Origin of the sequence: Streptomyces filamentosus (genome assembly GCF_014654895.1) — a bacterium.
Taxonomy (GTDB): domain Bacteria; phylum Actinomycetota; class Actinomycetes; order Streptomycetales; family Streptomycetaceae; genus Streptomyces; species Streptomyces filamentosus.
This window is the reverse complement of the sequence record NZ_BNBE01000001.1, coordinates 1,279,211-1,304,934: the sequence shown is the minus strand read 5'-3', so window position 1 is coordinate 1,304,934 and position 25,724 is coordinate 1,279,211. Positions and strand designations below refer to the sequence as shown.

Here is a 25,724-nt window from a genome sequence, read left to right as displayed (position 1 = left end):
CATTTTCACGGAAGGCACTGATGTGAACGCTCTGCTTCTTGCGGCCGAGGGGGAGCCCCAGCCCCCCCTCCTCCCGCATCTTGACGAGCTCGTCATCGGCCTGATCGCCTTCGTCATCGTCTTCGGCTTCCTCGCCAAGAAGCTCCTCCCGAACATCAACAAGGTTCTGGTCGAGCGCCGCGAGGCCATCGAGGGTGGCATCGAGAAGGCCGAGTCGGCCCAGATCGAGGCTCAGAGTGTGCTGGAGCAGTACAAGGCACAGCTTGCCGAGGCCCGCCACGAGGCCGCGCGTCTCCGCCAGGAGGCGACGGAGCAGGGCACCGCGATCATCCAGGAGATGAAGGCGGAGGGCCAGCGCCAGCGCGAGGAGATCATCGCCGCCGGTCACTCGCAGATCGAGGCCGACCGCAAGTCCGCGGCCGCCTCGCTGCGCCAGGACGTCGGCAAGCTCGCCACGGACCTGGCCGGCAAGCTGGTCGGGGAGTCCCTCACGGACGCCGCGCGCCAGAGCCGCACGATCGACCGCTTCCTCGACGAGCTCGAAGAGAAGGCGGAGGCCGTCCGATGAACGGAGCGAGCCGTGAGGCACTGGCCACCGCCCGCGAGTCCCTCGACGCGCTGACCGACAACACCCCGGTCGACGCGGCGAAGCTGGCGGACGAGCTGGCCGCAGTCACCGTCCTGCTCGACCGCGAGGTGTCGCTGCGCCGGGTCCTGACCGACCCCGCGCAGGCGGGTGAGGCCAAGGCCGCACTCGCGCAGCGACTCCTGAGCGGCCAGGTGGGCGGGGAGACCGTCGATCTGGTCTCCGGAATGGTCCGGTCCCGCTGGTCGCGCTCGCGCGACCTGGTCGACGCGACCGAGGAACTGGCGAACACCGCCGACCTCACCGCGGCCCAGAAGGCGGGCGCCCTCGACGACGTCGAGGACGAGCTGTTCCGCTTCGGCCGGATCGTGTCCTCCAGCACCGAGCTGCGCTCGGCGCTCACGGACAAGACCGCCACGGCCACGGCCAAGGGCGAGCTGCTCCGCAGCCTGCTCGGCGGCAGGGCCAACCGCACCACCGAGCGCCTGGTCGTCCGTCTGGTGACCCAGCCCCGGGGACGTAGCCTGGAAGCGGGACTCGAGTCCCTGTCCAAGCTCGCCGCGGCGCGCCGGGACCGGATGGTCGCGGTCGTCACCTCGGCGGTGCCGCTCACCGACCAGCAGAAGCAGCGGCTCGGAGCCGTACTGGCGAAGCTGTACGGCCGCGAGATGCACCTGAACCTGGACGTGGACCCCTCGGTCCTCGGCGGGATCTCGGTGCGGGTCGGTGACGAGGTCATCGACGGCACGGTCTCCGAGCGCCTCGGCGAGGCGAAGCGGCGGCTGGCCGGCTGACGGCTCCGGCCGCCGGCAACACAACACGCATCACAGCGGCCCGGTTGGGCCGTGCAGAGATTGCAGAAGATTCCTGGGGGTCGGCCCCCAGACCCCTTAAGAAACTTCGGGCCCAACAAGGAGAGCAGGGAACCCAGATGGCGGAGCTCACGATCCGGCCGGAGGAGATCCGGGACGCGCTGGAGACCTTCGTCCAGTCGTACCAGCCGGACGCGGCCTCGCGCGAGGAGGTCGGCACGGTCAGCCTGGCCGGTGACGGCATCGCGAAGGTCGAGGGTCTTCCCTCGGCCATGGCGAACGAGCTGCTGAAGTTCGAGGACGGCACCCTCGGTCTCGCGCTGAACCTCGAAGAGCGCGAGATCGGCGCGATCGTCCTCGGCGAGTTCAGCGGCATCGAGGAGGGCCAGTCGGTGCAGCGCACCGGCGAGGTCCTCTCCGTCGGCGTCGGCGAGGGATACCTGGGTCGCGTCGTCGACCCGCTCGGCAACCCGATCGACGGTCTCGGCGAGATCGCGACCGAGGGCCGCCGCGCCCTCGAGCTGCAGGCCCCGGGCGTCATGGCCCGTAAGTCGGTGCACGAGCCGATGGAGACCGGCTACAAGGCCGTCGACGCCATGACGCCGGTCGGCCGCGGCCAGCGTCAGCTGATCATCGGCGACCGCCAGACGGGCAAGACCGCCCTGGCCGTCGACACGATCATCAACCAGCGCGACAACTGGCGCTCGGGCGACGTGAACAAGCAGGTCCGCTGCATCTACGTCGCCATCGGCCAGAAGGGCTCCACCATCGCGTCCGTGCGCGGCGCGCTGGAGGAGGCCGGTGCGCTCGAGTACACGACGATCGTCGCCGCCCCGGCGTCCGACCCGGCCGGCTTCAAGTACCTCGCCCCGTACACCGGCTCGGCCATCGGCCAGCACTGGATGTACGACGGCAAGCACGTCCTGATCATCTTCGACGACCTGTCGAAGCAGGCCGACGCCTACCGCGCCGTGTCGCTGCTGCTGCGCCGCCCGCCGGGCCGCGAGGCCTACCCGGGTGACGTCTTCTACCTGCACTCGCGTCTCCTGGAGCGTTGCGCCAAGCTCTCGGACGAGCTGGGTGCCGGTTCGATGACCGGTCTGCCGATCGTCGAGACCAAGGCGAACGACGTCTCGGCGTTCATCCCGACCAACGTCATCTCCATCACCGACGGCCAGTGCTTCCTGGAGTCCGACCTGTTCAACGCCGGCCAGCGCCCGGCCCTGAACGTCGGTATCTCGGTCTCCCGTGTCGGTGGCTCCGCCCAGCACCCGGCCATGAAGCAGATCGCCGGTCGCCTCCGCGTGGACCTCGCCCAGTTCCGTGAGCTGGAGGCCTTCGCGGCCTTCGGTTCCGACCTGGACGCGGCCTCGAAGGCGCAGCTGGAGCGCGGTCAGCGGATGGTCGAGCTGCTCAAGCAGGCTCAGTACCAGCCGATGCCGACCGAGAACCAGGTCGTCTCCGTCTGGGCCGGCACCACCGGCAAGATGGACGACGTCCCGGTCGCCGACATCCGTCGCTTCGAGGCCGAGCTCCTGGCGTACCTCCGCCAGAACCACTCCGGTCTCATGACCTCCATCCGTGAGGGCAAGAAGATGTCGGACGACACCCTGACGGCCGTCGCCGACGCCATCGCGGAGTTCAAGAAGCAGTTCGAGACCTCTGACGGCAAGCTGCTCGGCGAAGACGCCCCTGCCGCCGTCAACGTCTCGAAGTGACGACGGAAGGGACCTGACTCATGGGAGCGCAGCTCCGGGTCTACAAGCGTCGCATCAAATCCGTCACCGCGACGAAGAAGATCACCAAGGCGATGGAGATGATCGCCGCCTCGCGCGTCGTCAAGGCGCAGCGCAAGGTGCAGTCGTCCACCCCGTACGCCACCGAGCTCACCCGCGCGGTGACCGCGGTGGCCACGGGGGCCAACGACAAGCACCCGCTGACCACCGAGGCCGAGAACCCGACCCGCGCCGCGGTGCTGCTCCTCGCGAGCGACCGCGGCCTGGCCGGCGCCTTCAACTCCAACGCCATCAAGGCGGCGGAGCAGCTCATCAAGCGCCTGGAGGGCGCGGGCAGGGAGGTCGACGTCTACGCCGTCGGCCGCCGCGGCATCGCGCACTTCAACTTCCGTGAGCGCAAGCTGGCCGGCTCGTGGGCCGGCTTCACGGACGAGCCGACCTACGCGGACGCCAAGAAGATCGGCGAGCCGCTGATCGAGGCGATCGAGAAGGCGACGGCGGAGGGCGGCGTGGACGAGCTCCACATCGTCTACACCGAGTTCGTCTCGATGATGACGCAGACGGCGGTCGAGGCCCGGCTGCTGCCCCTCAGCCTCGACGAGGTCGCGAAGGAGGCCGGCGAGTCGGACACGCTCCGTCCGCTGTACGACTTCGAGCCGTCGGCGGAGGACGTCCTGGACGCCCTTCTGCCGCGCTACGTCGAGAGCCGGATCTACAACGCGCTGCTCCAGTCGTCGGCGTCGAAGCACGCCGCGACGCGGCGCGCGATGAAGTCGGCGACCGACAACGCGGGAGAGCTGATCAACAACCTCTCCCGACTTGCCAACGCGGCCCGCCAGGCCGAAATCACCCAGGAAATCAGCGAGATCGTCGGTGGCACCGCAGCCCTGGCCGACGCGACCGCGGGGAGTGACAAGTAATGACGACCACTGTTGAGACGGCCGCCGCCACGGGCCGCGTCGCCCGGGTCATCGGCCCGGTCGTCGACGTGGAGTTCCCCGTCGACGCGATGCCGGAGATCTACAACGCCCTGCACGTCCAGGTCGCCGACCCGGCCGAGGAGGGCGCGCTCAAGACGCTGACCCTCGAGGTCGCGCAGCACCTGGGTGACGGCGTCGTCCGCACCATCTCGATGCAGCCCACCGACGGCCTGGTCCGCCAGGCCCCCGTGGTCGACACCGGCGACGGCATCACCGTGCCCGTCGGCGACGTCACCAAGGGCCGCGTGTTCAACACGCTGGGCCAGATCCTGAACGAGCCCGAGGCGGAGTCGGAGGTCGGCGAGCGCTGGTCCATCCACCGCAAGGCCCCGGCGTTCGCGGACCTCGAGTCGAAGACCGAGATGTTCGAGACCGGCCTCAAGGTCGTCGACCTCCTCACCCCGTACGTCAAGGGTGGAAAGATCGGTCTGTTCGGTGGTGCCGGTGTCGGCAAGACCGTTCTGATCCAGGAAATGATCATGCGTGTGGCCAAGCTGCACGAGGGCGTTTCCGTCTTCGCCGGCGTCGGCGAGCGCACCCGTGAGGGCAACGACCTCATCGCGGAAATGGAAGAGTCCGGCGTTCTGGACAAGACCGCCCTGGTCTTCGGCCAGATGGACGAGCCCCCGGGCACCCGTCTCCGCGTCGCCCTCGCCGGTCTGACCATGGCGGAGTACTTCCGCGATGTGCAGAAGCAGGACGTGCTGTTCTTCATCGACAACATCTTCCGCTTCACGCAGGCCGGTTCCGAGGTCTCGACCCTGCTCGGCCGCATGCCCTCCGCGGTGGGTTACCAGCCGAACCTGGCCGACGAGATGGGTCTCCTCCAGGAGCGCATCACCTCGACCCGTGGTCACTCGATCACCTCGATGCAGGCGATCTACGTCCCCGCGGACGACCTGACCGACCCGGCCCCGGCCACCACCTTCGCCCACCTCGACGCGACGACGGTTCTCTCCCGTCCGATCTCCGAGAAGGGCATCTACCCGGCCGTGGACCCGCTGGACTCCACGTCCCGGATCCTGGACCCGCGCTACATCGCGCAGGACCACTACGACGCCGCCATGCGCGTCAAGGGCATCCTGCAGAAGTACAAGGACCTCCAGGACATCATCGCGATCCTCGGTATCGACGAGCTCAGCGAGGAGGACAAGCTCGTCGTGCACCGTGCGCGTCGTGTCGAGCGCTTCCTGTCGCAGAACACCCACGCCGCCAAGCAGTTCACCGGTGTGGACGGTTCGGACGTTCCGCTGGACGAGTCGATCGCCGCGTTCAACGCGATCTGCGACGGCGAGTTCGACCACTTCCCGGAGCAGGCGTTCTTCATGTGCGGTGGTCTTGAGGACCTCAAGAACAACGCCAAGGAGCTCGGCGTCTCCTGAGCCCCGTGCTCGCCCGAGAGGGGGCGGGAGCCGTTCCCGTCCCCCTCTCCACGCCCCTTAGAATTGATCCCAACACCCGGCAGCACCGCCGGGTGGTGAACCGAGGAGCCCACCCTTGGCTGCTGAGCTGCACGTCGAGCTGGTCGCCGCGGACCGGAGTGTCTGGTCCGGCGAGGCCACCCTGGTCATCGCGCGTACCACCTCCGGCGACATCGGCGTCATGCCCGGTCACCAGCCGCTGCTCGGTGTGCTGGAGTCGGGCCCGGTGACCATCCGCACGAGCGAGGGCGGCACGGTCGTCGCCGCCGTCCACGGCGGGTTCATCTCCTTCGCCGACGACAAGCTGTCTCTGCTCGCGGAGATCGCCGAGCTGGCGGACGAGATCGACGCCCGGCGCGCCGAGCGCGCGCTGGAGCGCGCCAAGTCGGACGAGGACGCCGCCGCCGAGCGGCGCGCCGAGGTCCGGCTGCGTGCGGTAGCGGTCCGCTAGCGGACCCGCACCGAAGAGTAGTGCCCTCAGCCGCGGCACGGTCCGGAACGTTCCGGACCGTGCCGCGGCTGAGGCGATGCAGATGCAGGTTGTATTCGGTTCGGCCGGCGGCGCCGGTCACGGGACGCAGCGAGGAGGTCGGTGAAGATGTTCCTCGCGCTGCTCGTGTGCGGCCTGGTCGTCGCACTGGTGGTGATCGGGCTCTTCGTCTTCGGCTTGCGCCGCAGGCTGATCCAGCGGGCCGGCGGCACCTTCGACTGTTCCCTGCGCTGGGACGTGCCGGAGGAGCCGGACCTCAGCGGCAAGGGCTGGGTGTACGGGGTCGCCCGGTACAGCGGTGACGAGATCGCCTGGTTCCGGGTCTTCTCGTACGCGCCCCGCCCGCGCCGCTTCCTGGAGCGCTCGGCCATCGTGGCCCTGGAGCGCCGGATGCCGGAGGGCGAGGAGGAGCTGGCGCTCCTGTCGGACTCGGTGATCCAGCCCTGCATGTACAACGGGGTCCGGCTGGAGCTCGCGATGAGCGAGGACGCCCGGACCGGGTTCATGGCCTGGCTGGAGGCGGCGCCGCCGGGTCAACGGGTCAATGTGGCCTGAGGGCCGCGCCGGATCCGTATCTCCGACACGCCGAGGAGTCCCGCGAGGGGCACCTCGGCTTTCGTCTGTCCGGGGTCCACCTCCAGGCCCGCGCCGCGGACGAGGTCCAGGAGCAGTTCGGCGAGGGGCATCACCATGTGGCGGCCCCAGCAGCGCTCGGAGACGTGGCCGAAGGGCAGGTAGCCGGGGGTGTCGTCGGGGTCGAGGTCTTCCCAGCGCTCCGGGCGGAAGGCGTCGGGGTCCTTCCAGAGCTCCGGGTCCCGGTGGGTGAGCAGGGGCAGCAGGAGGACGTCGTCGGCGGGGCCGATGCGCGGGTCGACGCCGGGGTACTCGGGGGAGGCGTTGCGCAGGATGTTCCAGGAGGGCGGCAGCAGCCGCATGGCCTCGTACAGCAGGTGCCGGTTCGGCGTCGCGGGGTCGAAGGGCGAGCCGAGCCAGAGCGCGTTGGCGACGAGGGCGGAGACGGTGAAGCAGACGGGGGCGGCCGCGCGCCGGTACAGCCCCATGGCGTAGCGGCGGTCCTGGTAGCCGGTGGCGTCGGCGGTGAGCCGGGCGAGGCCGGTGAGGGGTTCGCCGCGGCGGCCGGGCCGGCCGGGGAGGGCGGCGCCCGCGGCGATGACGGCCCAGGTGAGCTTGGGGGTCAGTTCGAGGTTGCGGCTCATGAGGATCCGCAGCCGGTAGGGGTCCTTGCCGAGGACCAGGTCCCGGAGGAAGACGTGGCCCCGGTGCGGCCACACCCCGGTCAGGTCGACGTCCCCGGGCCGGATCCGTTCCCCCTTGAGGGCCGCGCGGACGTCGGCGCCGACGGTCCGCATCACGGCGGCGCCCTCGGCCCTGGGGATCGAGCGGCCCTGGAGCGGTTTGAAGGTGGGGCGCTCGTCCTCGGTGGCGCGGCGGGCGGCGAGGATCCGGTCGGCGGCCTCGTGTCCGGCGACGCCGACGGTGTCGGGTTCGAGCCGGAAGACGTCCTGTCCGAGGTGGTCCCGGAACAGGGCGGCGAGTCGGGGGTGGAACACCGTGGCGCGCATGGGGGTCTCCGGGAGGGCGGGCGTCGGAGGGCGGGGCCGTCCCCGCCGTGCGGCGGGGACGGCCGTGCGGCTCAGTACCAGATGTACCAGGAGCTGGCCTTCAGGCTCTTCTGGGCGGACACCTTGTTGCGGATGGCGAAGAGGAGCTTCATCACTGCACCCCCTTTCAGGGCGGCGGGAAAGGTTCGGTCCTAGAGAGGAATATAGGATGAACGCCCGCCGCGGGGCCGTGAGTTGAGGTTCTTTGCGATCTCCTTGCCGACGGGGGACGCGAGGAGCCCCGCACCGCCCCCCTCGCGGGGGAGCGGTGCGGGGCTCCGTGGAGCGCAAGCCGGCTAGTTCAGACCGGAGTTGATCGCGGTCACGAGCTCGCCGTTGGTGGTGTCACCGCTGAACTCCCAGAAGAAGGCTCCGCCGAGGCCCTGGTTCTTGGCCCAGCTCATCTTGGAGTTGACGGTGGCGGGGGTGTCGTAGCTCCACCAGTTGGTGCCGCAGTGGGCGTAGGCGGTGCCGGCGACGGTTCCGTTGGACGGGCAGGACGTCTTGAGGACCTTGTAGTCCTCGATGCCCTGCTCGTAGGTGCCCTGCGCCGGGCCGGTCGCCGTGCCGCCGGGGGCGGACTGGGTGACGCCGGTCCAGCCGCGGCCGTAGAAGCCGATGCCGAGCAGCAGCTTGTTGGCCGGGACGCCCTTGGCCTTGAACTTGGCGATCGCCTCGGCAGAGTTGAAGCCCGCCTGCGGGATGCCGGCGTACGAGGTCAGCGGGGAGTGCGGGGCGGTCGGGCCCTTGGCCGCCCAGGCGCCGAAGAAGTCGTACGTCATGACGTTCAGCCAGTCGTAGTACGGGGCGGCGCCGCCGTAGTCGGCGGCGTCGATCTTGCCGCCGGCGGAGGCGTCGGCCGTGACGGCCGCGGTGACCAGGTTGTTGGCGCCGAACTTGGCGCGCATGGCCTGCATCATGTTCTTGAAGGACGCGGCGCCGCTGGTGTCACAGGTGAGACCGCAGGCGTTCGGGTACTCCCAGTCCAGGTCGATGCCGTCGAAGACGTCGGCCCAGCGCGGGTCCTCGACCAGGTCGTAGCAGGACTGCGCGAACGCGGCCGGGTTCTGGACGGCCTGGCCGAAGCCGCCGGACCAGGTCCAGCCGCCGAAGGACCAGAGGACCTTGATGTTCGGGTACGCCTTCTTCAGCTTGCGCAGCTGGTTGAAGTTGCCGCGCAGCGGCTGGTCCCAGGTGTCGGCGACGCCGTCGACGGACTGGTCGGCGGTGTACGCCTTGTCGTAGTCGGCGTAGGCGTCGCCGATGGTGCACTTGCCGCCCTGGACGTTGCCGAAGGCGTAGTTGATGTGCGTGATCTTGGACGCGGAGCCCGAGGTCACGATGTTCTTCACGTGGTAGTTGCGCCCGTAGACGCCCCAGTTGGTGAAGTAGCCCAGCTTGACGGCCTTCGGCGGCGGCGGGGTGGTGCCGCCTCCCGTGGTGCGCACCGAGACCGGGCCGGCGGCGGGGCCGGTCTGGTCGATGGTGTCGCGGGCCACGACGGTGTAGCTGTAGTCGGTGCCGGCGGTGAGGCCCTGGTCGGTGTAGTTCAGGGCGGTGGTCGTGGTGACCTTGGTGCCGTCGCGCAGCACGTCGTAGTTCTTGACGCCCTTGTCGTCGGTGGCGGCGCCCCAGCTCAGCTTCACCGAGGTGTCGGTGACGTCGGAGGCCGCCGGGGTGCCGGGGGCGGAGGGCGGGTTGTCGCCGGGCTGCTGGGTGCCGTCGCAGGAGGCGCCGTTGATCTTACAGCCGCTGGGGGCGCCGGATCCGGAGCCGTTGTAGCCGAAGGAGACCGAGGCGCCGGGGGCCAGGGTGCCGTTCCAGGAGACGCTCTTGGCGGTCCAGTGGTCGCCGCTGTTGGTGACGGTGGCGTCCCACGCGGAGGTGACCCGGGTGCCGGAGGGGTAGTCCCACTCCAGGTTCCAGGAGGAGATGGAGGTGGTGCCGGTGTTCTTGATGGTCCAGTTGGCGCCGAAGCCGGAGCCCCAGTCCTGGGTCTTGGTGTAGGTCGCGGTGACCGAGGTGGCGGCCTCCGCGGGGGAGGCGAGACCGACCAGGGCGGCGAGCGGGAGGGTCAGGGCGGTGAGGCCGGCGGCGGCCTTCGCCTTGAGTCCTCTTCGGCGCGTCGGTGCTTGAGTGCTCAACGGTGCTCCTCAAGTTGCGGACGTTCGGGGTGGGGGTGGTCCGTGGGAGTTGCGCGCCCCGCGAGCGTAGGAAGGTCTGGACCAATCGTCAAGAGGTCCAGACCAACGTCGGTTCCGTTTCACCGGATCCCCAACTCCTGCGCGAGCACCGCCGCTTGGACCCTGCTGCGCAGTCCCAGCTTCCCCAGCACCTTGCTGACGTGCGTCTTCACCGTCGCCTCCGCCATCTCCAGACGCACCGCGATCTCCGCGTTCGACAGCCCCGCCCCCAACGCCGAGAGCACCTCCCGCTCCCGGGGCGTCAGCCCCGCCACGACCGCCGGATCCCGCCGCACCGGCGGGGCCGGGGAGGCGAACTCCGCGATCAGCCGCCGGGTCACCGCCGGCGCGATCATCCCCTCGCCCCGCGCCACCGTCCGCACCGCCTCGATCAGCTCCCGCGCGTCCGCGTTCTTCAGCAGGAAGCCCGCCGCCCCCGCGCGCAGCGCCCCGAAGACGTACTCGTCCAGATCGAAGGTGGTCAGCACCAGCACGTCCGCGAGCCCCTCCGCCACCACGATCCGGGTCGCCGTCACCCCGTCCATCCGGGGCATCTGCACGTCCATCAGCACCAGGTCCGGCCGCAGCTCCCGGGCCAGCTCCACCGCCCGCTCGCCGTCCTCCGCCTCCCCGACCACCTCGACGTCCGGCGCACTGCCCAGGATCAGCACCAGCCCGGCCCGTACCGCGCTCTGGTCCTCGGCCACCACCACCCGCACCGTCATGCCCGCTCCTCCTCGCTCGCGTCCACGGGCAGCTCCGCCCGCACCCGCCACACCCTGCCGCCCCCGTCCGCCGAAACCGGACCGGCCGCCAGCTCCCCGCCGAGCAGCGCCACCCGCTCCCGCATGCCCACCAGGCCCGCCCCCGACCCCGGCGCGCGCGGCCCCGGCCGCTCCCCGTACGGGCTCGTCACCGTCACCCGCAGCGCCCCGTCCGCCCGCGCCAGCGCCACCCGCACCTCGCCGGGCGCCGCGTGCTTCAGCGCGTTCGTCAGCGCCTCCTGGACGATCCGGTACGCGGCCAGCTCCACCGGCGCCGGCAGACCGGGACCGTCCTGCCGGGCGTCGTCCAGGGTGAAGCGCAGCCCGCTCGCCGCCCCGTTGGTCCCCGCCTGCGCCACCAGGGCGTCCAGCCCCGCCAGCGAGGCCGTCGCGGCCGGCGCGGTCTCCGCGCCGCTGTCCCGCAGCAGCCCGATCAGCCGTCGCATCTCCGCCAGGCCCGCCACGCTGTTCTCCCGGATCACCGTGAGCGCCTGCCGGGTGGTGCCGGGATCGTCGAGGGAGAGCGCCGCCGTCGAGTGGATCGCGATCGCCGAGAGGTGGTTGGCCACCACGTCGTGCAGCTCCCGCGCCATCCTGGCCCGCTCCGCCGCCACCGCCTGCGCCCGGTCCATCTCGGAGAGCAGCGCGATCTGCTCGGCGCGCAGCCGGGCCGCCTCCGCCGCCTCCCGGTGGTTGCGCACGATCGAGCCGGTGACGGCGGGCAGGAAGGAGACCATGCCGGTGATGACGCCGACGAGCAGGGCGATCGCGTTCTGCCACCAGATCAGGAACCCCACCGTGGCGGCGACCGTGACCAGCGCGGTGGTGTACGGGATCCGGCGGGCCTGCGCCGGGGTGCCGTAGACGACCGCCGCGTAGACCACGTCCGTGAACATCAGCACGGTGGCCAGGTTCCCGTCGGTGAACTGGTCGGCCACGACGGCCAGCGTGCCCAGCACCAGCGCGGTCCGCGGGGCGGCCCGGCGCAGCGCCTCCGCGCCGGACATCACCGCCAGCGGGACGAGCGCCGCCCAGCGCTGGTCGAAGACGCGGTCGCCGGTGGTGTACAGCCCGTAGGACCAGAGCAGGACGCCGACGGAGAACCCGGCGCAGGCGATCAGCACGTCGTGGCGGTGCGGGCGGGGGAGGGGCCGGCGGGAGAGGGGAGGACGGGGGAGGGACGGGCGGGGGTGGGTCACGTACCCATCCAACACGCCCCGCGGCCCCCGGACCTCGGCTGCCGGGCCGATCCGCCGCCGTGCCCGCCTCCGTCGAAGGATGTAGGCGCGTTTCCTCACCGGCGACGACGAACCGGGCCCTCCCGGACGGGACGCTGGGAAGGACCCGACGGGGGAACGAAAGGGGAAAGCCCGTGATCGTCACGATGATCGTCGTCTGCGAGGTGGGGTTCTGGGTCCTGCTGGCCGCCGGGCTCGGCGCCCGCTACCTGCTGCGCATGCCGAGGCTGGGCGCGGGACTGCTGCTGTGCGAGCCGCTCCTGGAGGTCCTGCTCCTGGTCGTCTCCGCGATCGACCTGAAGAACGGCGCCGAGCCCAGCTGGCGGCACGGCCTCGCCGCGATCTACATCGGCTACACCGTCGGGCACGGGCACCGCACCGTGAAGTGGCTCGACGGCCACGCCGCCCACCGCTTCGGCGGCGCCCCGCCGCCCGCGAAGCCGCCCCGCTACGGCATGGCCCGCGCCCGCCACGAGGGCGCGATCTGGCTCGGCTCGCTGGTCGCCGGCTCCGTCGCCTCCGCGCTGCTCCTCGCCGCGGTCTGGTACGTCGGCGACGCCGGCGACACGTCGAAGCTGGAGGCCGCGATCGCCGGCGTCTGGCGCGCCGTCGGCATCCACGGTCTGATCGCCCTCAGCTACTCGGTCTGGCCGAAGAAGGCCCCGGAGGGCGAGCCGGAGAAGACCCCGGCGCCCCCCGCCCGGAACCCGGAGCGCGTCCCCGGCCCCCTGGCCGGCCACCCGCGCGAGGACGCCACGGCTCCCGGGGGAGAACGCCCGGACCCCCGGCAGGGGTCCGCGGGCCGGTCCTCCTAGCGCCATCCGGCAGGGGTCCGGGGCACGTCCCCGACCGGAGGTCTAGCGCTCCCCGCCCGGAACCCAGAGCACGTCCCCGACCGCCTTGTTGGCGACCCGCGCAAGGATGAAGAGGAGATCCGAGAGGCGGTTGAGGTAGGTCGCGGTGAGCGGGTTCATCGTCTCGCCGTGGACCTCCAGGGCCGCCCAGGTCGAGCGCTCGGCCCGGCGGACCACCGTGCACGCCTGGTGCAGCAGCGCCGCGCCGGGCGTGCCGCCGGGCAGGATGAAGGAGCGCAGCTTCTCCAGGTCCTCCAGGAAGCGGTCGCAGTCCGCCTCCAGCTTGTCCACGTAGTACTGCTCCACCCGCAGCGGCGGGTACTCCGGGTTCTCGACCACCGGGGTGGCGAGGTCGGCGCCCACGTCGAAGAGGTCGTTCTGGACACGGGTCAGGACCGTGACGACCTCCTCCTCCAGCCGGCCGAGCGCGAGCGCGGTGCCGATGACGGCGTTGGCCTCGTTGGCGTCCGCGTAGGCCGCGATCCGGAGGTCGGTCTTGGCGGTGCGGCTCATGTCCCCCAGGGCCGTCGTGCCCTGGTCGCCGGTGCGGGTGTAGATGCGCGTCAGATTGACCATGGACCCCAGACTAGTGACGCCGCCGCCCCCCGCGCCTGTCGCGAGTGTGACGTCCGTCAAAGAGAGCGTGACGCGCATTACTTCACGGTCACATGGCGCCCCCGGGCCGCTAATCTCCGCCGGAGAGCCAGAAGTGAACAGGTGTTGAGGGGTGGAATTCGTGGCTGGGAAGCTCGCCGTCATCGGGGCCGGACTCATGGGGTCCGGCATCGCTCAGGTCTCCGCTCAGGCCGGCTGGGACGTCGTCCTGCGGGACGTCACGGACGCGGCCCTGACCCGCGGCACCGACGGCATCCGGGCCTCGTACGAGAAGTTCGTCGCGAAGGGCCGGATGGAGGCCGCCGACGCGGAGGCCGCCCTCGGCCGCATCACCACCACCACCGACCTCGACGCCGTCGCCGACGCCGACATCGTCGTCGAGGCCGTCTTCGAGAAGATCGAGATCAAGCACGAGATCTTCCGCTCCCTCGACAAGATCGTCAAGGACGGCGCGGTCCTCGCCTCCAACACCTCCGCCCTCCCGATCACCAAGATCGCCGCGGTCACGGAGCGCCCCGAGGCCGTCGTCGGCGTCCACTTCTTCTCGCCGGTCCCGATGATGCAGCTCGTCGAGCTGGTCCGCGGCCACAAGACCGGCGACGGGACCCTCGCCGCCGCCCGTTCCTTCGCCGAGTCCGTCGGCAAGACCTGCATCGTCGTCAACCGCGACGTCGCCGGCTTCGTCACCACCCGCCTGATCTCCGCCCTCGTCGTCGAGGCCGCCAAGCTCCACGAGTCGGGCGTCGCCACCGCCGAGGACATCGACCTCGCCTGCAAGCTGGGCTTCGGCCACGCCATGGGCCCCCTCGCCACCGCCGACCTCACCGGCGTCGACATCCTCGTCAACGCCACGAGCAACATCTACGCCGAGACCCAGGACGAGAAGTTCGCCCCGCCGGAGCTGATGCGCCGGATGGTGGACGCGGGTGACCTCGGCCGCAAGAGCGGGCAGGGTTTCTACACGTACTGAGCCCGGCCCGCCACGCCTTCTCACTCCATGGAGTGAATTCAGGTATCGGTTCGACGACAAGGCGCAACGTATCTGCCGAGGCAGCAGTCAGTTGTTGCGAAGACGGAGCATTTCCCGGGGAGCGAATATGCACATCAGGGGCGACCATGCCCAGCTGGTCGTCGGGGGCCGCCTCGACGTCCGCAGCGCGGCGGACGCCCGTACGGTCCTGCACTCGGCCGTCGACCGCGGCGCCGGCGACCTGGTGCTCGACCTGACCGGACTCGACTCCTGGGACGCGACGGGCCTCGGCGTCATCATGGGCGCGCACCGGCGGGCCGGCCGCTGCGGCCGCCGGCTCGTCCTGCGGGGGGTGCCGCCGCAGATGCAGCGGCTCCTCGTGGCCACCCGCCTCCACCGCATCCTCGCCATCGAGGGCGGCCTGGCCCTGGAGTCCCTGCCCCGGGTCTGAACGCACGGTGCGCGGACGGCCCCCGGGGTGAACGCCGGGCCCGCCGTCTGTGAAGCCCCTGTGCGAACCAGGCGTCCCGCTCAATCCTCACAAGACCGTGACGTCTTGGGCTCGGTGGCCCCCCGCCTGTTCCCGGGCGCCCGGCGACCGTCTAGGGTTCGGTCGCCCGCACCCGACGACGGACCCACCCGGCGGGCTCCGCACCACCGCTCTTGGGGGCTTTGACCATGGACCCGATACACCGGGGGCCGGACGAGTCCGGTCACGACACCGCGGCCGAGGACGCCCGCCCCGCCCAGCCCGCCGCCCTGCCCGAGCGCGCCGCCCAGGCGCCCGCCCGCGCCCGCGTCACCCGGATCGTCTCCGGCGGGCTGCTGCTCACCGTCAACCCCGTCGACGGCAGCGAGATCGAGCCCTGCCCGCCCGGCGAGGAGCCCCCGCCCGCCCGCCGCCGCACCCCCGAGGAACGCGCCGAGGCCGCCCGCGCCACCACCGTCCCCGCGCCGCCCGGCCCCACCGCCCCCGAACTCCCCCTCCTGGAACGCGACGAGCAGCGGGCCCGGCTCGCCGAGACCCTGACCCGCGGCCGCAGCGCCCGCCTCACCGGCCCGGACGGCTCCGGCCGCACCGCCCTCCTCGACGCCGTCGCCGCCGACTGCGCCGGTCTCGCCCCGGACGGCGTCGTCCGCCTCTCCGGCCACCACCGCACCGCGCACGAACTCCTCCAGGAACTCCGCGCCGCCGTCCTGCACGCCCCCCTCCACCGGCCCGACCGCGACGGCCTGAGCGCCGCCCTCGGCTCCGTCGGCGCCGTCGTCGTCGTGGACGACCTGGAGTTCGGCGGCGCCGCCCTCGACGAACTCCTCGCCGCCGCCCCCGAGTGCGCCTTCCTCCTCGCCGCCGCCCCCGGCGCCCCCGCGCCCTCCGCCGAGGCCCGGATCGAGGAGGTCGCCCTCCCCGGCCTCGGCCGCGCCGCCTCCCTGGCCCTCCTGGAGGCCGCCGTGGGCCGCCGCCTCACCGACGAGGAGGCCAACTGGGCGGGCGACCTCTGGTTCGAGTCCGAGGGCCTGCCGCTCCGCTTCGTCCAGGCCGGCGCCCTGCTCCGGCAGCGCGACCGGCTGCGCGTCACCCCCGCCGAGTTCGACGCCTTCGGAGCCCTGGAGGAGGCGTTCGGCCCCGGCGCGGGCACCGGCGGGACCGGCTCCGCCGCCGGGCCCGTCCCCGACCCGTACGAGGACCCCGACGTCGAGCTCCACGAGGTGCCGCTGCCCAGCCTCGGCGAGGGCGCCGCCCCCGCCGCGCTCCTCGCCTCCCGGCTCAGCCGCTCCGCCCAGGCCACCCTCCGCTTCGCCGTCGCCCTCGGCGGCGAGCTGCCCCACCACGCCCACCTCCCGGCGCTCGTCGGCGACACCCACGCCGACGCCGCCCTCGGCGAACTCCGCGCCTGCGGCCTGATCACCCCCGTCGGCCCCCGCCACCGGCTCGCCGGCGGCGTCCTCACCCAGCTCCTCGCCCACGGCTACGGCCACGACGCCGCCGACCGCGTCCACACCGCCGCCCAGCACTACGCCTGGTGGGCCGGACACCCCTCGGTCGGCCCCGAGCGGGCCGCCGCCGAGGCCGACGCCCTCCTCGCCGCCCTCGGCGCCCTCGTCGGCGGCGAGACCGGTGCCGGGCCCGAGACCGCCGCCGAGCACCGCGCCACCGCCGTCGTCCTCGCCCGGGCCGCCGCCCCCGCCTTCGCCGCCGGACTCCACTGGGGCGCCTGGGAACGGGCCCTGCGCTCCGGCCAGGAGGCCGCCCGGCTCACCGGGGACGTCGCCGAGGAGGCGTACTTCCACCACGAGCTCGGCGTCCTCGCCCTCTGCGCCGGGAACCTCGCCCGCGCCCGCGCCGAACTGGAGGCGTCCATCGGGCTGCGCGGCGTCCTCGCCGACAAGCGCGGCACCGTCGCGGGCCGCCGGGCCCTCGCCCTCGTCACCGACCTCACCCGCCGGGGGGAACCCGCCCCGGCCGCCGCCGTGCCGCCCCGCGCCGACTCCCCGCCCCGCGGCCTGCCCGCCGTCCGCGCCGCCGCGGCCCCCGCCGAACCGCCCACCGAACTCCTGCCGCCGGTCGCCGCCGCGCCGCCCGCCTTCCCGGACTTCCCCGACTTCCCCGAGCCCGCGGGCCAGGGCCCCGCGCTCCTCGCCCCGGCCGGTCCCGCCCCGGCGGACGGCGGGCGGCGGAGCCTCGCGGCGGGGATCCTCACCGGCGCCCGGCGCAACCTCGCCGCGGTCGGCGCGGGCCTCCTCCTCGTCGCCGTGCTCGGCACCGTCGTCGCCCTCGGCGGCGGCTCCGGCGACGACGACGCGCCCACCTCCGGCACCGTCACCACCGACAGCACCGCCGGCCAGGGCGGCGACGACCTCCCCGGCACCGGCGACGGGACCCCCGCCGAGGACGGCACCGACACCCCCGCGGGCACCGGCACGCCCCCCTCGTCCTCCTCCGGCACGCCCGGCCCCACCACCACCCCCTCCGACGGCACGACCGCGTCACCGACCGCCACGGACCCCACGGCGACCGGCTCCCCGTCGACCACCGCGCCGGACGGGACCGACCCGTCCACGACGAGCGCGCCGGGGGCGACGGACGAGCCGACGACACCGGGCCGCCCGACGCCCACCCGGACCACGACGACGTCGGACCCTGGACCGGACCCCACCTCGTCGTCGCCCACCTCGACGCCGACGTCGAACAGCCCCGACCCCGAACCGAGCACGAGCTCGGCGACCCCGACGCCCGAGTCCCCGACCCCGTCCGACACCGCCACCAGCGAGTCCCCCGTCGCCGAGGGCTCCTCCACCTCCGACATCGCCCCCGAGCCCCCCACCGCGGGCTGAGGGCCGGACACCGGGAAAGGGGACGGCCCCGGACGCTTCGCGCGTCCGGGGCCGTCCCCTTCTCCGTACCGCCCGGCTCAGAACAGCCGCAGCTTGTCGTCCTCGATGCCGCGCAGGGCGTCGTAGTCGAGCACCACGCAGTCGATCCCGCGGTCCGTCGCGAGGACCCGCGCCTGCGGCTTGATCTCCTGCGCCGCGAAGATGCCCTTCACCGGGGCGAGGTGCGGGTCGCGGTTGAGCAGCTCCAGGTAGCGGGTCAGCTGCTCGACGCCGTCGATCTCGCCGCGCCGCTTGATCTCGACCGCGACCGTGGCGCCGTCCGCGGTCCGGCAGAGGATGTCGACCGGGCCGATGGCGGTCGGGTACTCGCGGCGCACCAGCGTCCAGCCCTCGCCCAGGGTCTCGATGCGGTCGGCGAGCAGCTCCTGGAGGTGGGCCTCCACGCCGTCCTTGATGAGGCCCGGGTCCACGCCCAGTTCGTGGGACGAGTCGTGGAGGATCTCCTCCATCGTGATGATCAGTTTCTCGCCCGCTTTGTTGATCACCGTCCAGATGCCCGCCTCACCGTCGGCACCCTCCTTCAGGGTGCACGGCGGGGACATCCAGTTGAGCGGTTTGTACGCCCGGTCGTCCGCGTGGATCGAGACGCTGCCGTCTGCCTTGATCAGGATCAGACGGGGTGCGGAGGGCAGGTGGGCCGTGAGCCGGCCCGCGTAGTCCACGGAGCAACGGGCAATGACGAGACGCATGGTCGGCAACGCTACAAGAGGAGCGCCCTTCTACGCGATTCGGGCACCTTCCTGAGCCGAACACCCGTCGGTTATCGGCCTGTTGTGTGCCCAATCGCCTGGTGCCCGCAGGACCGCGCGCTTACCGTGGATGCTGGAGGTCGTCGTCCGTGCACGCTGCGTGGCGCCCGGCGGTCTTCGGCCCTGCCCGCACAGACCCCGTCCGCGGGGTCGCGAGAGGAGAACCCATGTCGCTCGACGTCTCACCGGCACTGTTGGAACAGGCCGAGCGAGGCGAGGTCGACGAAGCCGCCTTCGTCGACTGCGTCCGGACCTCCCTGCCCTTCGCGTGGGAGATGATCAGTTCTCTGGTGGCACAGCTGGAGGTCGAAGGCGGAGAGTTCGCCGACAACCAGACGCCGCCGCCGAACGAGCAGGCACGTGGTCAGCTGCTGCGCGCGCTGGCGAGCGACGCGATCCGCGGTGCGCTCCAGCGTCACTTCGGAGTGCGTCTGGCCTTCCAGAACTGCCACCGTGTGGCGGTCTTCCCGCTGGACCCGGCGGTGGACGAGCGGCTCGCCCGCTTCACGTCGATACGGGGCCAGCTGCTCAACCAGTCGCCGGAACTCCGCGACTGCTGAGGCCCGGCCGTCGTCACCGGGTGCTCTCGGGACCTGGTGCCGCCGCTCCGGCACCGCGATCGGTGCGTGTCGACGCGCACCGCCCCGCGGGAACGCCGGAGCGGCGGCACGCCCCGCCCCCGGACCGGCCCGTCTCAGGCCAGTCGGGGGAGCACCTCGGTGCCGAGGCGCCGCAGGTTCTCCTCCGTACCGGCGAGGTCGCCCGAACCCTCGGCGAGCAGCGCGAAGCGGGTGATGCCGGTGCGCTCGGCGGTCGCCGCCAGCCGGTCCGCCGCCAGGGCGGGGGTGCCCACCGGGTGCAGGGAGCAGAGCAGTTCGGTGTACGCCACCGGGTCCCGCATCGCGCGGTGCCGGCCGTCCACCGTCACGTGCGCGTCCAGCCCCTGCTTCAGCCAGCCCGGCATCGCCTTCACCAGGGTCTCCGCGGCCTCCCGGGGCCCGTCCGCGAGCTGCACCACGCCCGCCGAGACGTGCTCGGCGCCGATCCGCGCCACCTCGTCCGGATCCCGGCCCGCCTCCCGCGCCCAGCGGGCCCAGGCCGCGACCATCTCCGCCTTGTCCTCGTCGCCGCAGTGCATGCCGAGCAGCATCGGAAGGCCGCGCTCGGCCGCCAGGCGCACGCTCTTCTGCGAGGTGCAGGCCACGACCACCTCCGGCGAGGCGGCGCCGCCGATCAGCTCGCCGGGCCGGGGCACCACCGGCACCTCCCGGAAGGAGAACCGTTCACCCGAGGCGCCCACGCGGGGTTCCGTGAGCCACCGCAGCAGCAGGTCGAGGGCCTCGGGGAAGCCGTGCTCGTACGCCTCCAGGCCCGCGCCGAACACCTCCAGGTCCACCCACGGCCCGCCGCGCCCCACCCCGAGGGTGAATCTGCCGCCCGAGACGACGTGCAGCAGTGCCGCCTGCTCGCCCAGGGCGACCGGGTGGACGGTCGGCAGCACGCTCACCGCCGTCCCCACCCGCAGCCGCCGGGTGCGGCCGAGGAGCAGGGCGGCCAGCGTCACCGCCGACGGGCACACGCCGTACGGCACGAAGTGGTGCTCGGCCAGCCAGACCGCGTCCAGGCCCGCCTCCTCGGCGACCTCGGCGGTCCGCACCGCCCGGTGCAGCGCCTCTCCCTGCCCCTGGCCCGGGAACTGGGCCGCCAGCACGAACGTTCCTACGCGCATCGCCTTCTGCCTCCTCGCGGCCGGCGCGTCGACTTCCCCCCGTACCGGCAACAACGCCTGACACGTGCCAAAGGCAACGGCCTTTCATGAAGTTCTTGCGATTTTCGGTCCGGGTGCCCGGACGAGGGCCCCGGGCACCAGGTCGCGGCCCGTACGCTGGAGGGAACGGTCCGTGTTCCCCGACTCCGTGAGGTGTGCTGTGTCCCCGCGTCACCACCGTTCCCGCCGCGGCGCCAGGCCGGCGGCGCAGGAGGACCGCGACGACCGGTACGGCGGCTCGCAGCGCACCGAGACCTGGCAGGGCGAGGAGTGGTACGTCCGCCTCGTCGCCGGCGCCAGCTCCCCCGGGAAGCGCTACCGCTGCCCCGGCTGCGACCAGGAGATCCCGCCCGGCGCCCCGCACGTCGTCGCCTGGCCCGAGTACGGCGGCGTCGACGACCGCCGCCACTGGCACAAGGCCTGCTGGAACGCGAAGGACCGCCGCACCCCCGGGGTGCAGCGGTCCCGCAACGCGCCGAAGCACTAGGGCCCGGCGGGGTCAGACGTCCCGGCTGTTCAGCAGCGCGTACGCGCCGCCCAGTGCCACCGCCGTGATCCCCATCAGGATGAACAGCGCCTCCCAGCCCGCCGGACCGCTGTCCGAGAACGGCGGCTCCGCGCTGTACAGCGCGATCATCTGCGAGGGCACCGCGTAGGTGAACAGCGCCTCCCGGAGCCCGCTCAGCGCCGACGCGAACATGAACATGCCCGCCACCAGCGGCAGCAGCAGCACGCCGATCATCACCGTGATCGCCCCGGCCGAGTGCCGCACCAGCGCGCCCACCGCCATCGACAGCAGGCCCAGCAGCGCCAGGAACCCGGCCGCGCCGACCGTGGCCCGCGCCCACTCCGCGCCCGTCGGCTCCGCCGCCTCCACCATCGCCACCTGCGCGGTCGCCACCACGAACGCGACCACCAGGGTCACCGTGAAGACCAGCAGGAAGAAGACGATCGCCTTCGCCGTCAGCACCCGGGCCCGGCTCGGGCACGCGGTCAGCGTCGTCCGGATCATCCCCGTGCCGTACTCGGACGAGATGGTCAGGACGCCCAGCGTGATCACGCAGATCGACGCCGGCAGCATCCCGAAGAAGCCCAGCGGCAGCGCCGACTCCTCGCCCATGTTCCCGCCCTCGCCGGAGGCGATCGCGGCCACGCCCAGACCGATCGCCAGCATCAGCAGGACCATGGTGCCCAGCGTCCACACCGTCGACCGCACCGAGCGGATCTTCGTCCACTCCGAGGCGAGCGCGTCCCCGAGGTGCGCCCGGCGGACCGGGATGGGGGAGACGTAGCCGTACGGCGGGGGAGGGGTCGGGGTCGGCGTCGGGGCGGTCATCGGGCGTCCTCGGTGGTGTCGCTCTGCTTCTGGAAGCTCGGCCGCGCGGCGTCCGGCGCGGCCGCGGGAGGCTGCGGGGCGCCGGGCGCGGGGGCCTGCGGGGCGGTGGCGTACGGATTCTGTCCGGGCGGCGGCGGGGCGTACCAGCCCTGCTGCGGCACGTCCGAGGGGGCCTGCGGCTGCGGCGCCCCGTACCCCGGCTGCCCGGGCTGCGGCGGGGCCTGGAGGTGGGCCAGCCGGTCGTCGGTCGAGCGGTAGTCCACCGCGCCCTGCGTCAGCCGCATGTACGCCTCCTCCAGCGACGCCTGGTGCGGGGACAGCTCCCAGAGCCGTACGTCCGCCCCGTGCGCCAGGTCGCTGATCCTCGGCAGCGGCAGGCCGGTGACCCGCAGCGCGCCGTCCGGCTCGGAGAGCACCTGCCCGCCAGCGCCGGCGAGCGCGGCCGACAGCTTCTCCCGCTGCGCGGGATCGCCCTCCGGGGTGCGGACCCGGGCGAAGTCCGCCGAGTTCGCCGAGATGAACTGCTTCACCGGCATGTCGGAGAGCAGCTGGCCCCGGCCGATCACGATCAGGTGGTCCGCCGTCAGCGCCATCTCGCTCATCAGGTGGCTGGAGACGAAGACGGTGCGGCCCTCGGAGGCCAGCTTCTTCATCAGGTTCCGCACCCAGAGGATGCCCTCCGGGTCCAGGCCGTTGACCGGCTCGTCGAAGAGCAGCACCTGCGGGTCGCCGAGCAGCGCCGCCGCGATGCCGAGCCGCTGGCCCATGCCGAGGGAGAAGCCCTTGGACCGCCGCCGCGCCACGTCCTGGAGGCCGACCACGCCCAGCACCTCGTCCACCCGGCGGGCCGGGATGCCGGCCAGCTGGGCCAGCGACAGGAGGTGGCTGCGGGCGCTGCGGCCGCCGTGCACGGCCTTGGCGTCGAGCAGGGCGCCGACCTGCCGGGGCGCGTTCGGCAGCTGCCGGAAGGGGTGGCCGCCGATCGTCACGTGCCCGGCCGTCGGCCGGTCCAGGCCGAGGATCATGCGCATGGTGGTCGACTTGCCGGAGCCGTTCGGGCCCAGGAAGCCGGTGACGACGCCCGGCCTCACCTGGAAGGAAAGGTTGTACACGGCCGTCTTCGCGCCGTAGCGCTTGGTCAGGCCGACTGCCTCGATCATTCTCCAGCCCCATCGACAGGTCGGTGGTGTGCGATCGGGGCATGACGGCGCGCGGCCGGAAGGCCCCCGTACGAGTCAGGAGCTTATCCAGCCGTTGACGGTTCCCGCGCCGGGGAAGCGAGACCGAAGCGAAACCTCCGGGGAAAATCCGGGACGCCCCGGATCCCGTGCCGGGGTCCGGGGCGCCTGGACCGGGGGAGCCTCAGGCGTCCCGCCGCTTCAGCACCAGATAGCCGCCGAGCAGCGAGGCCGCCACCCAGAGCAGCATGATCCCGAGCCCGCCCCACGGCCCGTACGGCGCCTTCTCCGAGCCCAGGGCGTCCGGCACCACCTGCATGATCTTGGAACCCGCCTGGTCGGGGAAGTACTTCGCGACCTCCTTCGCCTTCGGCACCGCCGACAGGATCTGCGAGATCAGGAAGAAGAACGGCACCAGGATGCCGAGCGACAGCATCGAGGAGCGCAGCATCGTCGCCACGCCCATCGAGAAGAGCGCGATCAGCCCCATGTAGAGCCCGCCGCCGACCACCGCCCGCAGCACGTTGTCCGCGCCGAGCGTCGTCCGGTGCTCGCCCAGCAGCGCCTGCCCGAGGAAGAACGACAGGAAGCTCGTCACCAGCCCGACGACCAGGGCGAGCGCCCCGGCCACCGCGACCTTGGAGAAGAGGAAGGTGGCCCGCTGGGGGACGGCCGCCAGCGAGGTGCGGATCATGCCCGAGGAGTACTCGGTCCCCACCACCAGCACGCCGAAGACCACCATCGCCAGCTGCCCGAGGACCATCCCGGAGAAGCTGACGAAGGTCGGGTCGAAGGTCGCCCGCTCCACCTCGGAGAGGTCGTCGAAGCTCGACTTCAGGACGGCCGAGAGCGCCGCGCCCATCGCCACCGTGACGATCAGCGCGGCCGCCAGCGTCCAGACCGTCGAGGAGACCGTCCGGATCTTCGTCCACTCGGACTGGAGCACCGCCGGTACCGCTGCCATGGATCAGACCCCCTCGGTCGTCGAGCCGGCCCGCGGGCCCCAGCCGGAGTCCGCGCCCCACACGGGCCCGGACGGGGCGGCGGGGCCGCCGCCGTGCACATCGGTGCCGTGCGCGTGGTACTCCACCGCACCCGCCGTCATCTGCATGAACGCCTCCTCCAGGGAGGCGCGCTGGGCGCTCAGCTCGTGCAGCGTCAGCTGGTGCTCCGCCGCCAGCTCGCCCAGCCGCTCGGTCGTGGCCCCGTCGACCTCCAGCGTCCCGTTGCCCGCCTCGACCACCACGAACCCGGCGCCGTGCAGCACGTCCCGCAGCCGTTCCTGCTGCGGAGAACGCAGCCGGACGAAACTCCGGGAATTCTGCTGGATGAAATCGGCCATCGACGTGTCGGCCAGCAGCTTTCCCTGCCCGATGACGATCAGATGATCTGCCGTCAGCGCCATTTCACTCATCAGATGACTGGAGACGAAGATCGTCCGGCCTTCCGCCGCCAGCGACTTCATCAGATTGCGGATCCAGTGAATTCCCTCGGGGTCCAGACCATTGACGGGTTCGTCGAACATCAGGATCTCGGGGTCCCCCAGCAGCGCCGACGCGATGCCGAGCCGCTGCCCCATGCCCAGCGAGAAACCCTTCGACTTCTTCCGCGCCACCGCCGTCAGACCCACCAGGTCCAGCACCTCGTCCACCCGCTGCCGGGGGATCCGGTTCGACTGCGCCAGACACAGCAGGTTGTTGTACGCCGACCGGCCCCCGTGCATCGCCTTCGCGTCGAGCAGCGCCCCGATGTACTTCAGCGGCTCGTCCAGCTCGCGGTAGTGCCGGCCGTCGATCCGCACGGTCCCGCTCGTCGGGTTGTCCAGATCGAGCATCATCCGCATCGTGGTCGACTTCCCGGCCCCGTTGGGGCCCAGGAAGCCGGTGATCATGCCCGGCCGCACCCGGAAGGAGAGATGATCGACCGCCGTCTTCGTCCCGTACCGCTTCGTCAGCCCGTCAAGCTCGATCATGCACACCAAGCTAAGGGCGCGCGAAACCCCCCGCCACCGGAGTGACGGGGGGCTTCCACGGGGTCGCTCCGGAAGGCCGGGGCCTTACCGGGTCTGCTGGGCCGGGACACCGGCGGAGCGGTCCTCGTCCAGCGGGGAGCCGGCCGCGGCCACCGCGGCACCGGTCAGCGTCGCCAGCATCTCGCGGACGTTGGTCAGCTGCGCGTTGATCGAGTCGCGGCGGTTCGTCAGCGCCGCCAGCTCGCGCTCCGATTCCGAACGGATCCGGTCGGCCTTGGCGTTCGCGTCGGCCACGATGTCCTCGGCCTGGCGCTGCGCGGTCTCCACCGTCTGGCGGGCCCGGCGCTCGGCATCCGTGCGGAGCTTCTCGGCCTCCAGGCGGAGCTGCTCGGCGCGGTGCTCGATCTCGGCGAGGCGCTTCTCGGCCTTGGCCTGACGGGAGGCCAGGTCGCGCTCGGACTGCTCGCGGCGCTTGGCCAGGTTGGTCTCGAAGTCCGCGGCGGCCTGGGCGGCCTTGGCGCGGGTCTCCTCGAAGAGGGCGTCCGCCTCCTCCCGCTTCGACTGCGCGTCCTTCTGCGCCTCGGCGCGCAGCGAGTTCGCCTCGCCCTGCGCCTTCTCGACGATCCGGACGCCCTCGTCCTCGGCCTTCGCCTTGCGCTCGGCCGCGAAGGACTCCGCGTCGTTGCGCACCTGCTGGGCGGCCGACTCGGCCAGCTCGCGGTGCTGCTCGGCGGCGCGACGGGCCTCCTCGCGCAGGTCCTTCGCCTCCTCCTCGGCGAGACGGAGGATCTTCTCGACGCGCGCGCCGAGACCGGCGTACGACGGCTCCGCGTCGCTCACCTGCGCCTGGGCGTTCTGCGTTTCGAGGTGGAGTTCCTCGATGCGCTTCTCCAGGGAGGTGATGCGGCCCAGTGCGCTGTCACGGTCGGCGACGAGCTTGGTAATGCGGTCGTCCACCTGACCGCGGTCGTAACCACGCCGCACGAGCTCGAAGCCGAAGGGGGAGGAAGTGTCGCTCATGGGGTTCCTGTCGAATGAGACCGGTGAGGTGTTA

The 25,724-nt window shown here is 72.3% G+C and carries 26 protein-coding genes; 13 read left to right on the top strand and 13 right to left on the bottom strand.

Annotation, left to right across the window (positions count from 1 at the left end):
• Positions 1-22 precede the first annotated feature (22 nt).
• The 7 genes from IE326_RS05575 (at position 23) to IE326_RS05545 (ending at position 6,580) form a co-directional block, all read left to right on the top strand.
• Positions 23-568: a F0F1 ATP synthase subunit B gene (locus IE326_RS05575; RefSeq protein ID WP_150231725.1), complete on the top strand. Its 546-nt coding sequence runs from the start codon at positions 23-25 to the stop codon at positions 566-568.
• Positions 565-1,380 carry a F0F1 ATP synthase subunit delta gene (locus IE326_RS05570; RefSeq protein WP_150231727.1) on the top strand — a complete coding sequence of 272 codons (816 nt, stop codon included), beginning with the start codon at positions 565-567 and terminating at the stop codon, positions 1,378-1,380. Before IE326_RS05575 ends, IE326_RS05570 begins: the two co-directional genes overlap by 4 nt.
• Before the next feature lie 137 nt (positions 1,381-1,517).
• Positions 1,518-3,116: a F0F1 ATP synthase subunit alpha gene (gene atpA / locus IE326_RS05565; RefSeq protein ID WP_150231729.1), complete on the top strand. Its 1,599-nt coding sequence runs from the start codon at positions 1,518-1,520 to the stop codon at positions 3,114-3,116.
• Positions 3,117-3,136: 20 nt separating this feature from the next.
• Entirely contained in the window at positions 3,137-4,054 is a 918-nt protein-coding gene (locus IE326_RS05560) for a F0F1 ATP synthase subunit gamma (RefSeq protein WP_150231731.1), read from the top strand.
• Complete coding sequence (atpD, locus tag IE326_RS05555; protein ID WP_030762231.1) at positions 4,054-5,496, top strand: F0F1 ATP synthase subunit beta; 1,443 nt, start codon at positions 4,054-4,056, stop codon at positions 5,494-5,496. The genes IE326_RS05560 and atpD overlap by 1 nt, the downstream gene beginning before the upstream one ends.
• A 115-nt stretch (positions 5,497-5,611) precedes the next feature.
• Positions 5,612-5,986 (top strand): F0F1 ATP synthase subunit epsilon, encoded by a 375-nt coding sequence (locus tag IE326_RS05550; protein ID WP_030762228.1) that lies wholly within the window; start codon positions 5,612-5,614, stop codon positions 5,984-5,986.
• A gap of 147 nt (positions 5,987-6,133) precedes the next feature.
• Positions 6,134-6,580 (top strand): DUF2550 domain-containing protein, encoded by a 447-nt coding sequence (locus IE326_RS05545; RefSeq protein ID WP_150233122.1) that lies wholly within the window; start codon positions 6,134-6,136, stop codon positions 6,578-6,580.
• Here IE326_RS05545 and IE326_RS05540 read toward each other — a convergent pair.
• The 5 genes from IE326_RS05540 to IE326_RS05525 form a co-directional block, all read right to left on the bottom strand.
• Positions 6,559-7,608 carry a cytochrome P450 gene (locus tag IE326_RS05540; protein WP_190040962.1) on the bottom strand — a complete coding sequence of 350 codons (1,050 nt, stop codon included), beginning with the start codon at positions 7,606-7,608 and terminating at the stop codon, positions 6,559-6,561. The genes IE326_RS05545 and IE326_RS05540 overlap by 22 nt on opposite strands.
• A gap of 71 nt (positions 7,609-7,679) precedes the next feature.
• The gene (locus tag IE326_RS41815; protein ID WP_350971518.1) at positions 7,680-7,760 is read right to left on the bottom strand and encodes a tryptorubin family RiPP precursor; all 81 of its coding nucleotides are present in this window, start codon (positions 7,758-7,760) and stop codon (positions 7,680-7,682) included.
• A 183-nt stretch (positions 7,761-7,943) separates the two neighbouring features.
• A complete protein-coding gene (locus tag IE326_RS05535; RefSeq protein ID WP_373310161.1) occupies positions 7,944-9,791 on the bottom strand; it encodes a glycoside hydrolase family 18 chitinase in 1,848 nt (615 codons plus the stop codon).
• A 119-nt stretch (positions 9,792-9,910) separates the two neighbouring features.
• Positions 9,911-10,555 (bottom strand): response regulator, encoded by a 645-nt coding sequence (locus IE326_RS05530; protein WP_150231735.1) that lies wholly within the window; start codon positions 10,553-10,555, stop codon positions 9,911-9,913.
• Positions 10,552-11,793 carry a sensor histidine kinase gene (locus IE326_RS05525; RefSeq protein WP_190040961.1) on the bottom strand — a complete coding sequence of 414 codons (1,242 nt, stop codon included), beginning with the start codon at positions 11,791-11,793 and terminating at the stop codon, positions 10,552-10,554. The genes IE326_RS05530 and IE326_RS05525 overlap by 4 nt, the downstream gene beginning before the upstream one ends.
• A gap of 173 nt (positions 11,794-11,966) precedes the next feature.
• Between IE326_RS05525 and IE326_RS05520 the strand changes: the two genes are divergently transcribed.
• The gene (locus IE326_RS05520; RefSeq protein WP_229915209.1) at positions 11,967-12,647 is read left to right on the top strand and encodes a hypothetical protein; all 681 of its coding nucleotides are present in this window, start codon (positions 11,967-11,969) and stop codon (positions 12,645-12,647) included.
• Between the two features lie 42 nt (positions 12,648-12,689).
• Here IE326_RS05520 and IE326_RS05515 read toward each other — a convergent pair whose 3' ends face one another.
• On the bottom strand, positions 12,690-13,262 hold the full coding sequence (locus IE326_RS05515; protein WP_150231739.1) for a cob(I)yrinic acid a,c-diamide adenosyltransferase: 573 nt from the start codon (positions 13,260-13,262) through the stop codon (positions 12,690-12,692).
• 160 nt (positions 13,263-13,422) lie between these two features.
• Between IE326_RS05515 and IE326_RS05510 the strand changes: the two genes are divergently transcribed.
• The 3 genes from IE326_RS05510 to IE326_RS05500 all read left to right on the top strand — a co-directional run bounded on the left by IE326_RS05510 (position 13,423) and on the right by IE326_RS05500 (position 17,607).
• Complete coding sequence (locus IE326_RS05510; protein WP_150233127.1) at positions 13,423-14,271, top strand: 3-hydroxyacyl-CoA dehydrogenase family protein; 849 nt, start codon at positions 13,423-13,425, stop codon at positions 14,269-14,271.
• A 127-nt stretch (positions 14,272-14,398) separates the two neighbouring features.
• Complete coding sequence (locus tag IE326_RS05505) at positions 14,399-14,722, top strand: STAS domain-containing protein (protein ID WP_150231740.1); 324 nt, start codon at positions 14,399-14,401, stop codon at positions 14,720-14,722.
• 227 nt (positions 14,723-14,949) lie between these two features.
• Positions 14,950-17,607 (top strand): ATP-binding protein, encoded by a 2,658-nt coding sequence (locus IE326_RS05500; protein WP_190040960.1) that lies wholly within the window; start codon positions 14,950-14,952, stop codon positions 17,605-17,607.
• 77 nt (positions 17,608-17,684) lie between these two features.
• On the opposite strand, the gene nucS is transcribed toward IE326_RS05500, so the two are convergent.
• On the bottom strand, positions 17,685-18,356 hold the full coding sequence (nucS, locus tag IE326_RS05495; protein WP_190040959.1) for an endonuclease NucS: 672 nt from the start codon (positions 18,354-18,356) through the stop codon (positions 17,685-17,687).
• Between the two features lie 227 nt (positions 18,357-18,583).
• Between nucS and IE326_RS05490 the strand changes: the two genes are divergently transcribed.
• Positions 18,584-18,976 (top strand): SCO5389 family protein, encoded by a 393-nt coding sequence (locus tag IE326_RS05490; RefSeq protein WP_031006219.1) that lies wholly within the window; start codon positions 18,584-18,586, stop codon positions 18,974-18,976.
• Between the two features lie 134 nt (positions 18,977-19,110).
• Here IE326_RS05490 and IE326_RS05485 read toward each other — a convergent pair whose 3' ends face one another.
• Complete coding sequence (locus tag IE326_RS05485) at positions 19,111-20,145, bottom strand: LLM class flavin-dependent oxidoreductase (RefSeq protein ID WP_150231746.1); 1,035 nt, start codon at positions 20,143-20,145, stop codon at positions 19,111-19,113.
• A gap of 199 nt (positions 20,146-20,344) precedes the next feature.
• On the opposite strand from IE326_RS05485, the gene IE326_RS05480 reads away from it, so the two are divergent.
• Positions 20,345-20,671, top strand: a complete 327-nt coding sequence (locus IE326_RS05480) for an Rv1322 family protein (protein ID WP_150231748.1) — start codon at positions 20,345-20,347, stop codon at positions 20,669-20,671.
• 12 nt (positions 20,672-20,683) lie between these two features.
• On the opposite strand, the gene IE326_RS05475 is transcribed toward IE326_RS05480, so the two are convergent.
• From IE326_RS05475 to IE326_RS05455, 5 genes are all read right to left on the bottom strand, one after another.
• Positions 20,684-21,520, bottom strand: a complete 837-nt coding sequence (locus tag IE326_RS05475; RefSeq protein ID WP_150231750.1) for an ABC transporter permease — start codon at positions 21,518-21,520, stop codon at positions 20,684-20,686.
• Positions 21,517-22,680, bottom strand: coding sequence for an ABC transporter ATP-binding protein (locus IE326_RS05470; protein ID WP_190040958.1), 1,164 nt, complete (start codon positions 22,678-22,680; stop codon positions 21,517-21,519). Before IE326_RS05470 ends, IE326_RS05475 begins: the two co-directional genes overlap by 4 nt.
• 202 nt (positions 22,681-22,882) lie before the next feature.
• Positions 22,883-23,662, bottom strand: coding sequence for an ABC transporter permease (locus IE326_RS05465; protein ID WP_150231753.1), 780 nt, complete (start codon positions 23,660-23,662; stop codon positions 22,883-22,885).
• A gap of 3 nt (positions 23,663-23,665) precedes the next feature.
• Entirely contained in the window at positions 23,666-24,670 is a 1,005-nt protein-coding gene (locus IE326_RS05460) for an ABC transporter ATP-binding protein (protein ID WP_150231755.1), read from the bottom strand.
• An 84-nt stretch (positions 24,671-24,754) separates the two neighbouring features.
• Positions 24,755-25,690 (bottom strand): coiled-coil domain-containing protein, encoded by a 936-nt coding sequence (locus IE326_RS05455; protein ID WP_030759809.1) that lies wholly within the window; start codon positions 25,688-25,690, stop codon positions 24,755-24,757.
• Positions 25,691-25,724 lie beyond the last annotated feature (34 nt).

Bases quoted from the DNA above. Each gene is read 5' to 3' on its own strand.
- IE326_RS05500 (WP_190040960.1), top strand. From the start codon at position 14,950: ATGGACCCGATACACCGGGGGCCGGACGAGTCCGGTCACGACACCGCG.
- IE326_RS05530 (WP_150231735.1), bottom strand. From the start codon at position 10,555: ATGACGGTGCGGGTGGTGGTGGCCGAGGACCAGAGCGCGGTACGGGCC.
- IE326_RS05570 (WP_150231727.1), top strand. From the start codon at position 565: ATGAACGGAGCGAGCCGTGAGGCACTGGCCACCGCCCGCGAGTCCCTC.
- atpD (WP_030762231.1), top strand. From the start codon at position 4,054: ATGACGACCACTGTTGAGACGGCCGCCGCCACGGGCCGCGTCGCCCGG.
- IE326_RS05465 (WP_150231753.1), bottom strand. From the start codon at position 23,662: ATGGCAGCGGTACCGGCGGTGCTCCAGTCCGAGTGGACGAAGATCCGG.
- IE326_RS05475 (WP_150231750.1), bottom strand. From the start codon at position 21,520: ATGACCGCCCCGACGCCGACCCCGACCCCTCCCCCGCCGTACGGCTAC.
- IE326_RS05540 (WP_190040962.1), bottom strand. From the start codon at position 7,608: ATGCGCGCCACGGTGTTCCACCCCCGACTCGCCGCCCTGTTCCGGGAC.
- atpA (WP_150231729.1), top strand. From the start codon at position 1,518: ATGGCGGAGCTCACGATCCGGCCGGAGGAGATCCGGGACGCGCTGGAG.
- IE326_RS05515 (WP_150231739.1), bottom strand. From the start codon at position 13,262: ATGGTCAATCTGACGCGCATCTACACCCGCACCGGCGACCAGGGCACG.
- IE326_RS05470 (WP_190040958.1), bottom strand. From the start codon at position 22,680: ATGATCGAGGCAGTCGGCCTGACCAAGCGCTACGGCGCGAAGACGGCC.
- IE326_RS05485 (WP_150231746.1), bottom strand. From the start codon at position 20,145: ATGCGCGTAGGAACGTTCGTGCTGGCGGCCCAGTTCCCGGGCCAGGGG.
- nucS (WP_190040959.1), bottom strand. From the start codon at position 18,356: ATGCGTCTCGTCATTGCCCGTTGCTCCGTGGACTACGCGGGCCGGCTC.
- IE326_RS05460 (WP_150231755.1), bottom strand. From the start codon at position 24,670: ATGATCGAGCTTGACGGGCTGACGAAGCGGTACGGGACGAAGACGGCG.
- IE326_RS05505 (WP_150231740.1), top strand. From the start codon at position 14,399: ATGCACATCAGGGGCGACCATGCCCAGCTGGTCGTCGGGGGCCGCCTC.
- IE326_RS05490 (WP_031006219.1), top strand. From the start codon at position 18,584: ATGTCGCTCGACGTCTCACCGGCACTGTTGGAACAGGCCGAGCGAGGC.
- IE326_RS05560 (WP_150231731.1), top strand. From the start codon at position 3,137: ATGGGAGCGCAGCTCCGGGTCTACAAGCGTCGCATCAAATCCGTCACC.
- IE326_RS05545 (WP_150233122.1), top strand. From the start codon at position 6,134: ATGTTCCTCGCGCTGCTCGTGTGCGGCCTGGTCGTCGCACTGGTGGTG.
- IE326_RS05455 (WP_030759809.1), bottom strand. From the start codon at position 25,690: ATGAGCGACACTTCCTCCCCCTTCGGCTTCGAGCTCGTGCGGCGTGGT.
- IE326_RS41815 (WP_350971518.1), bottom strand. From the start codon at position 7,760: ATGAAGCTCCTCTTCGCCATCCGCAACAAGGTGTCCGCCCAGAAGAGC.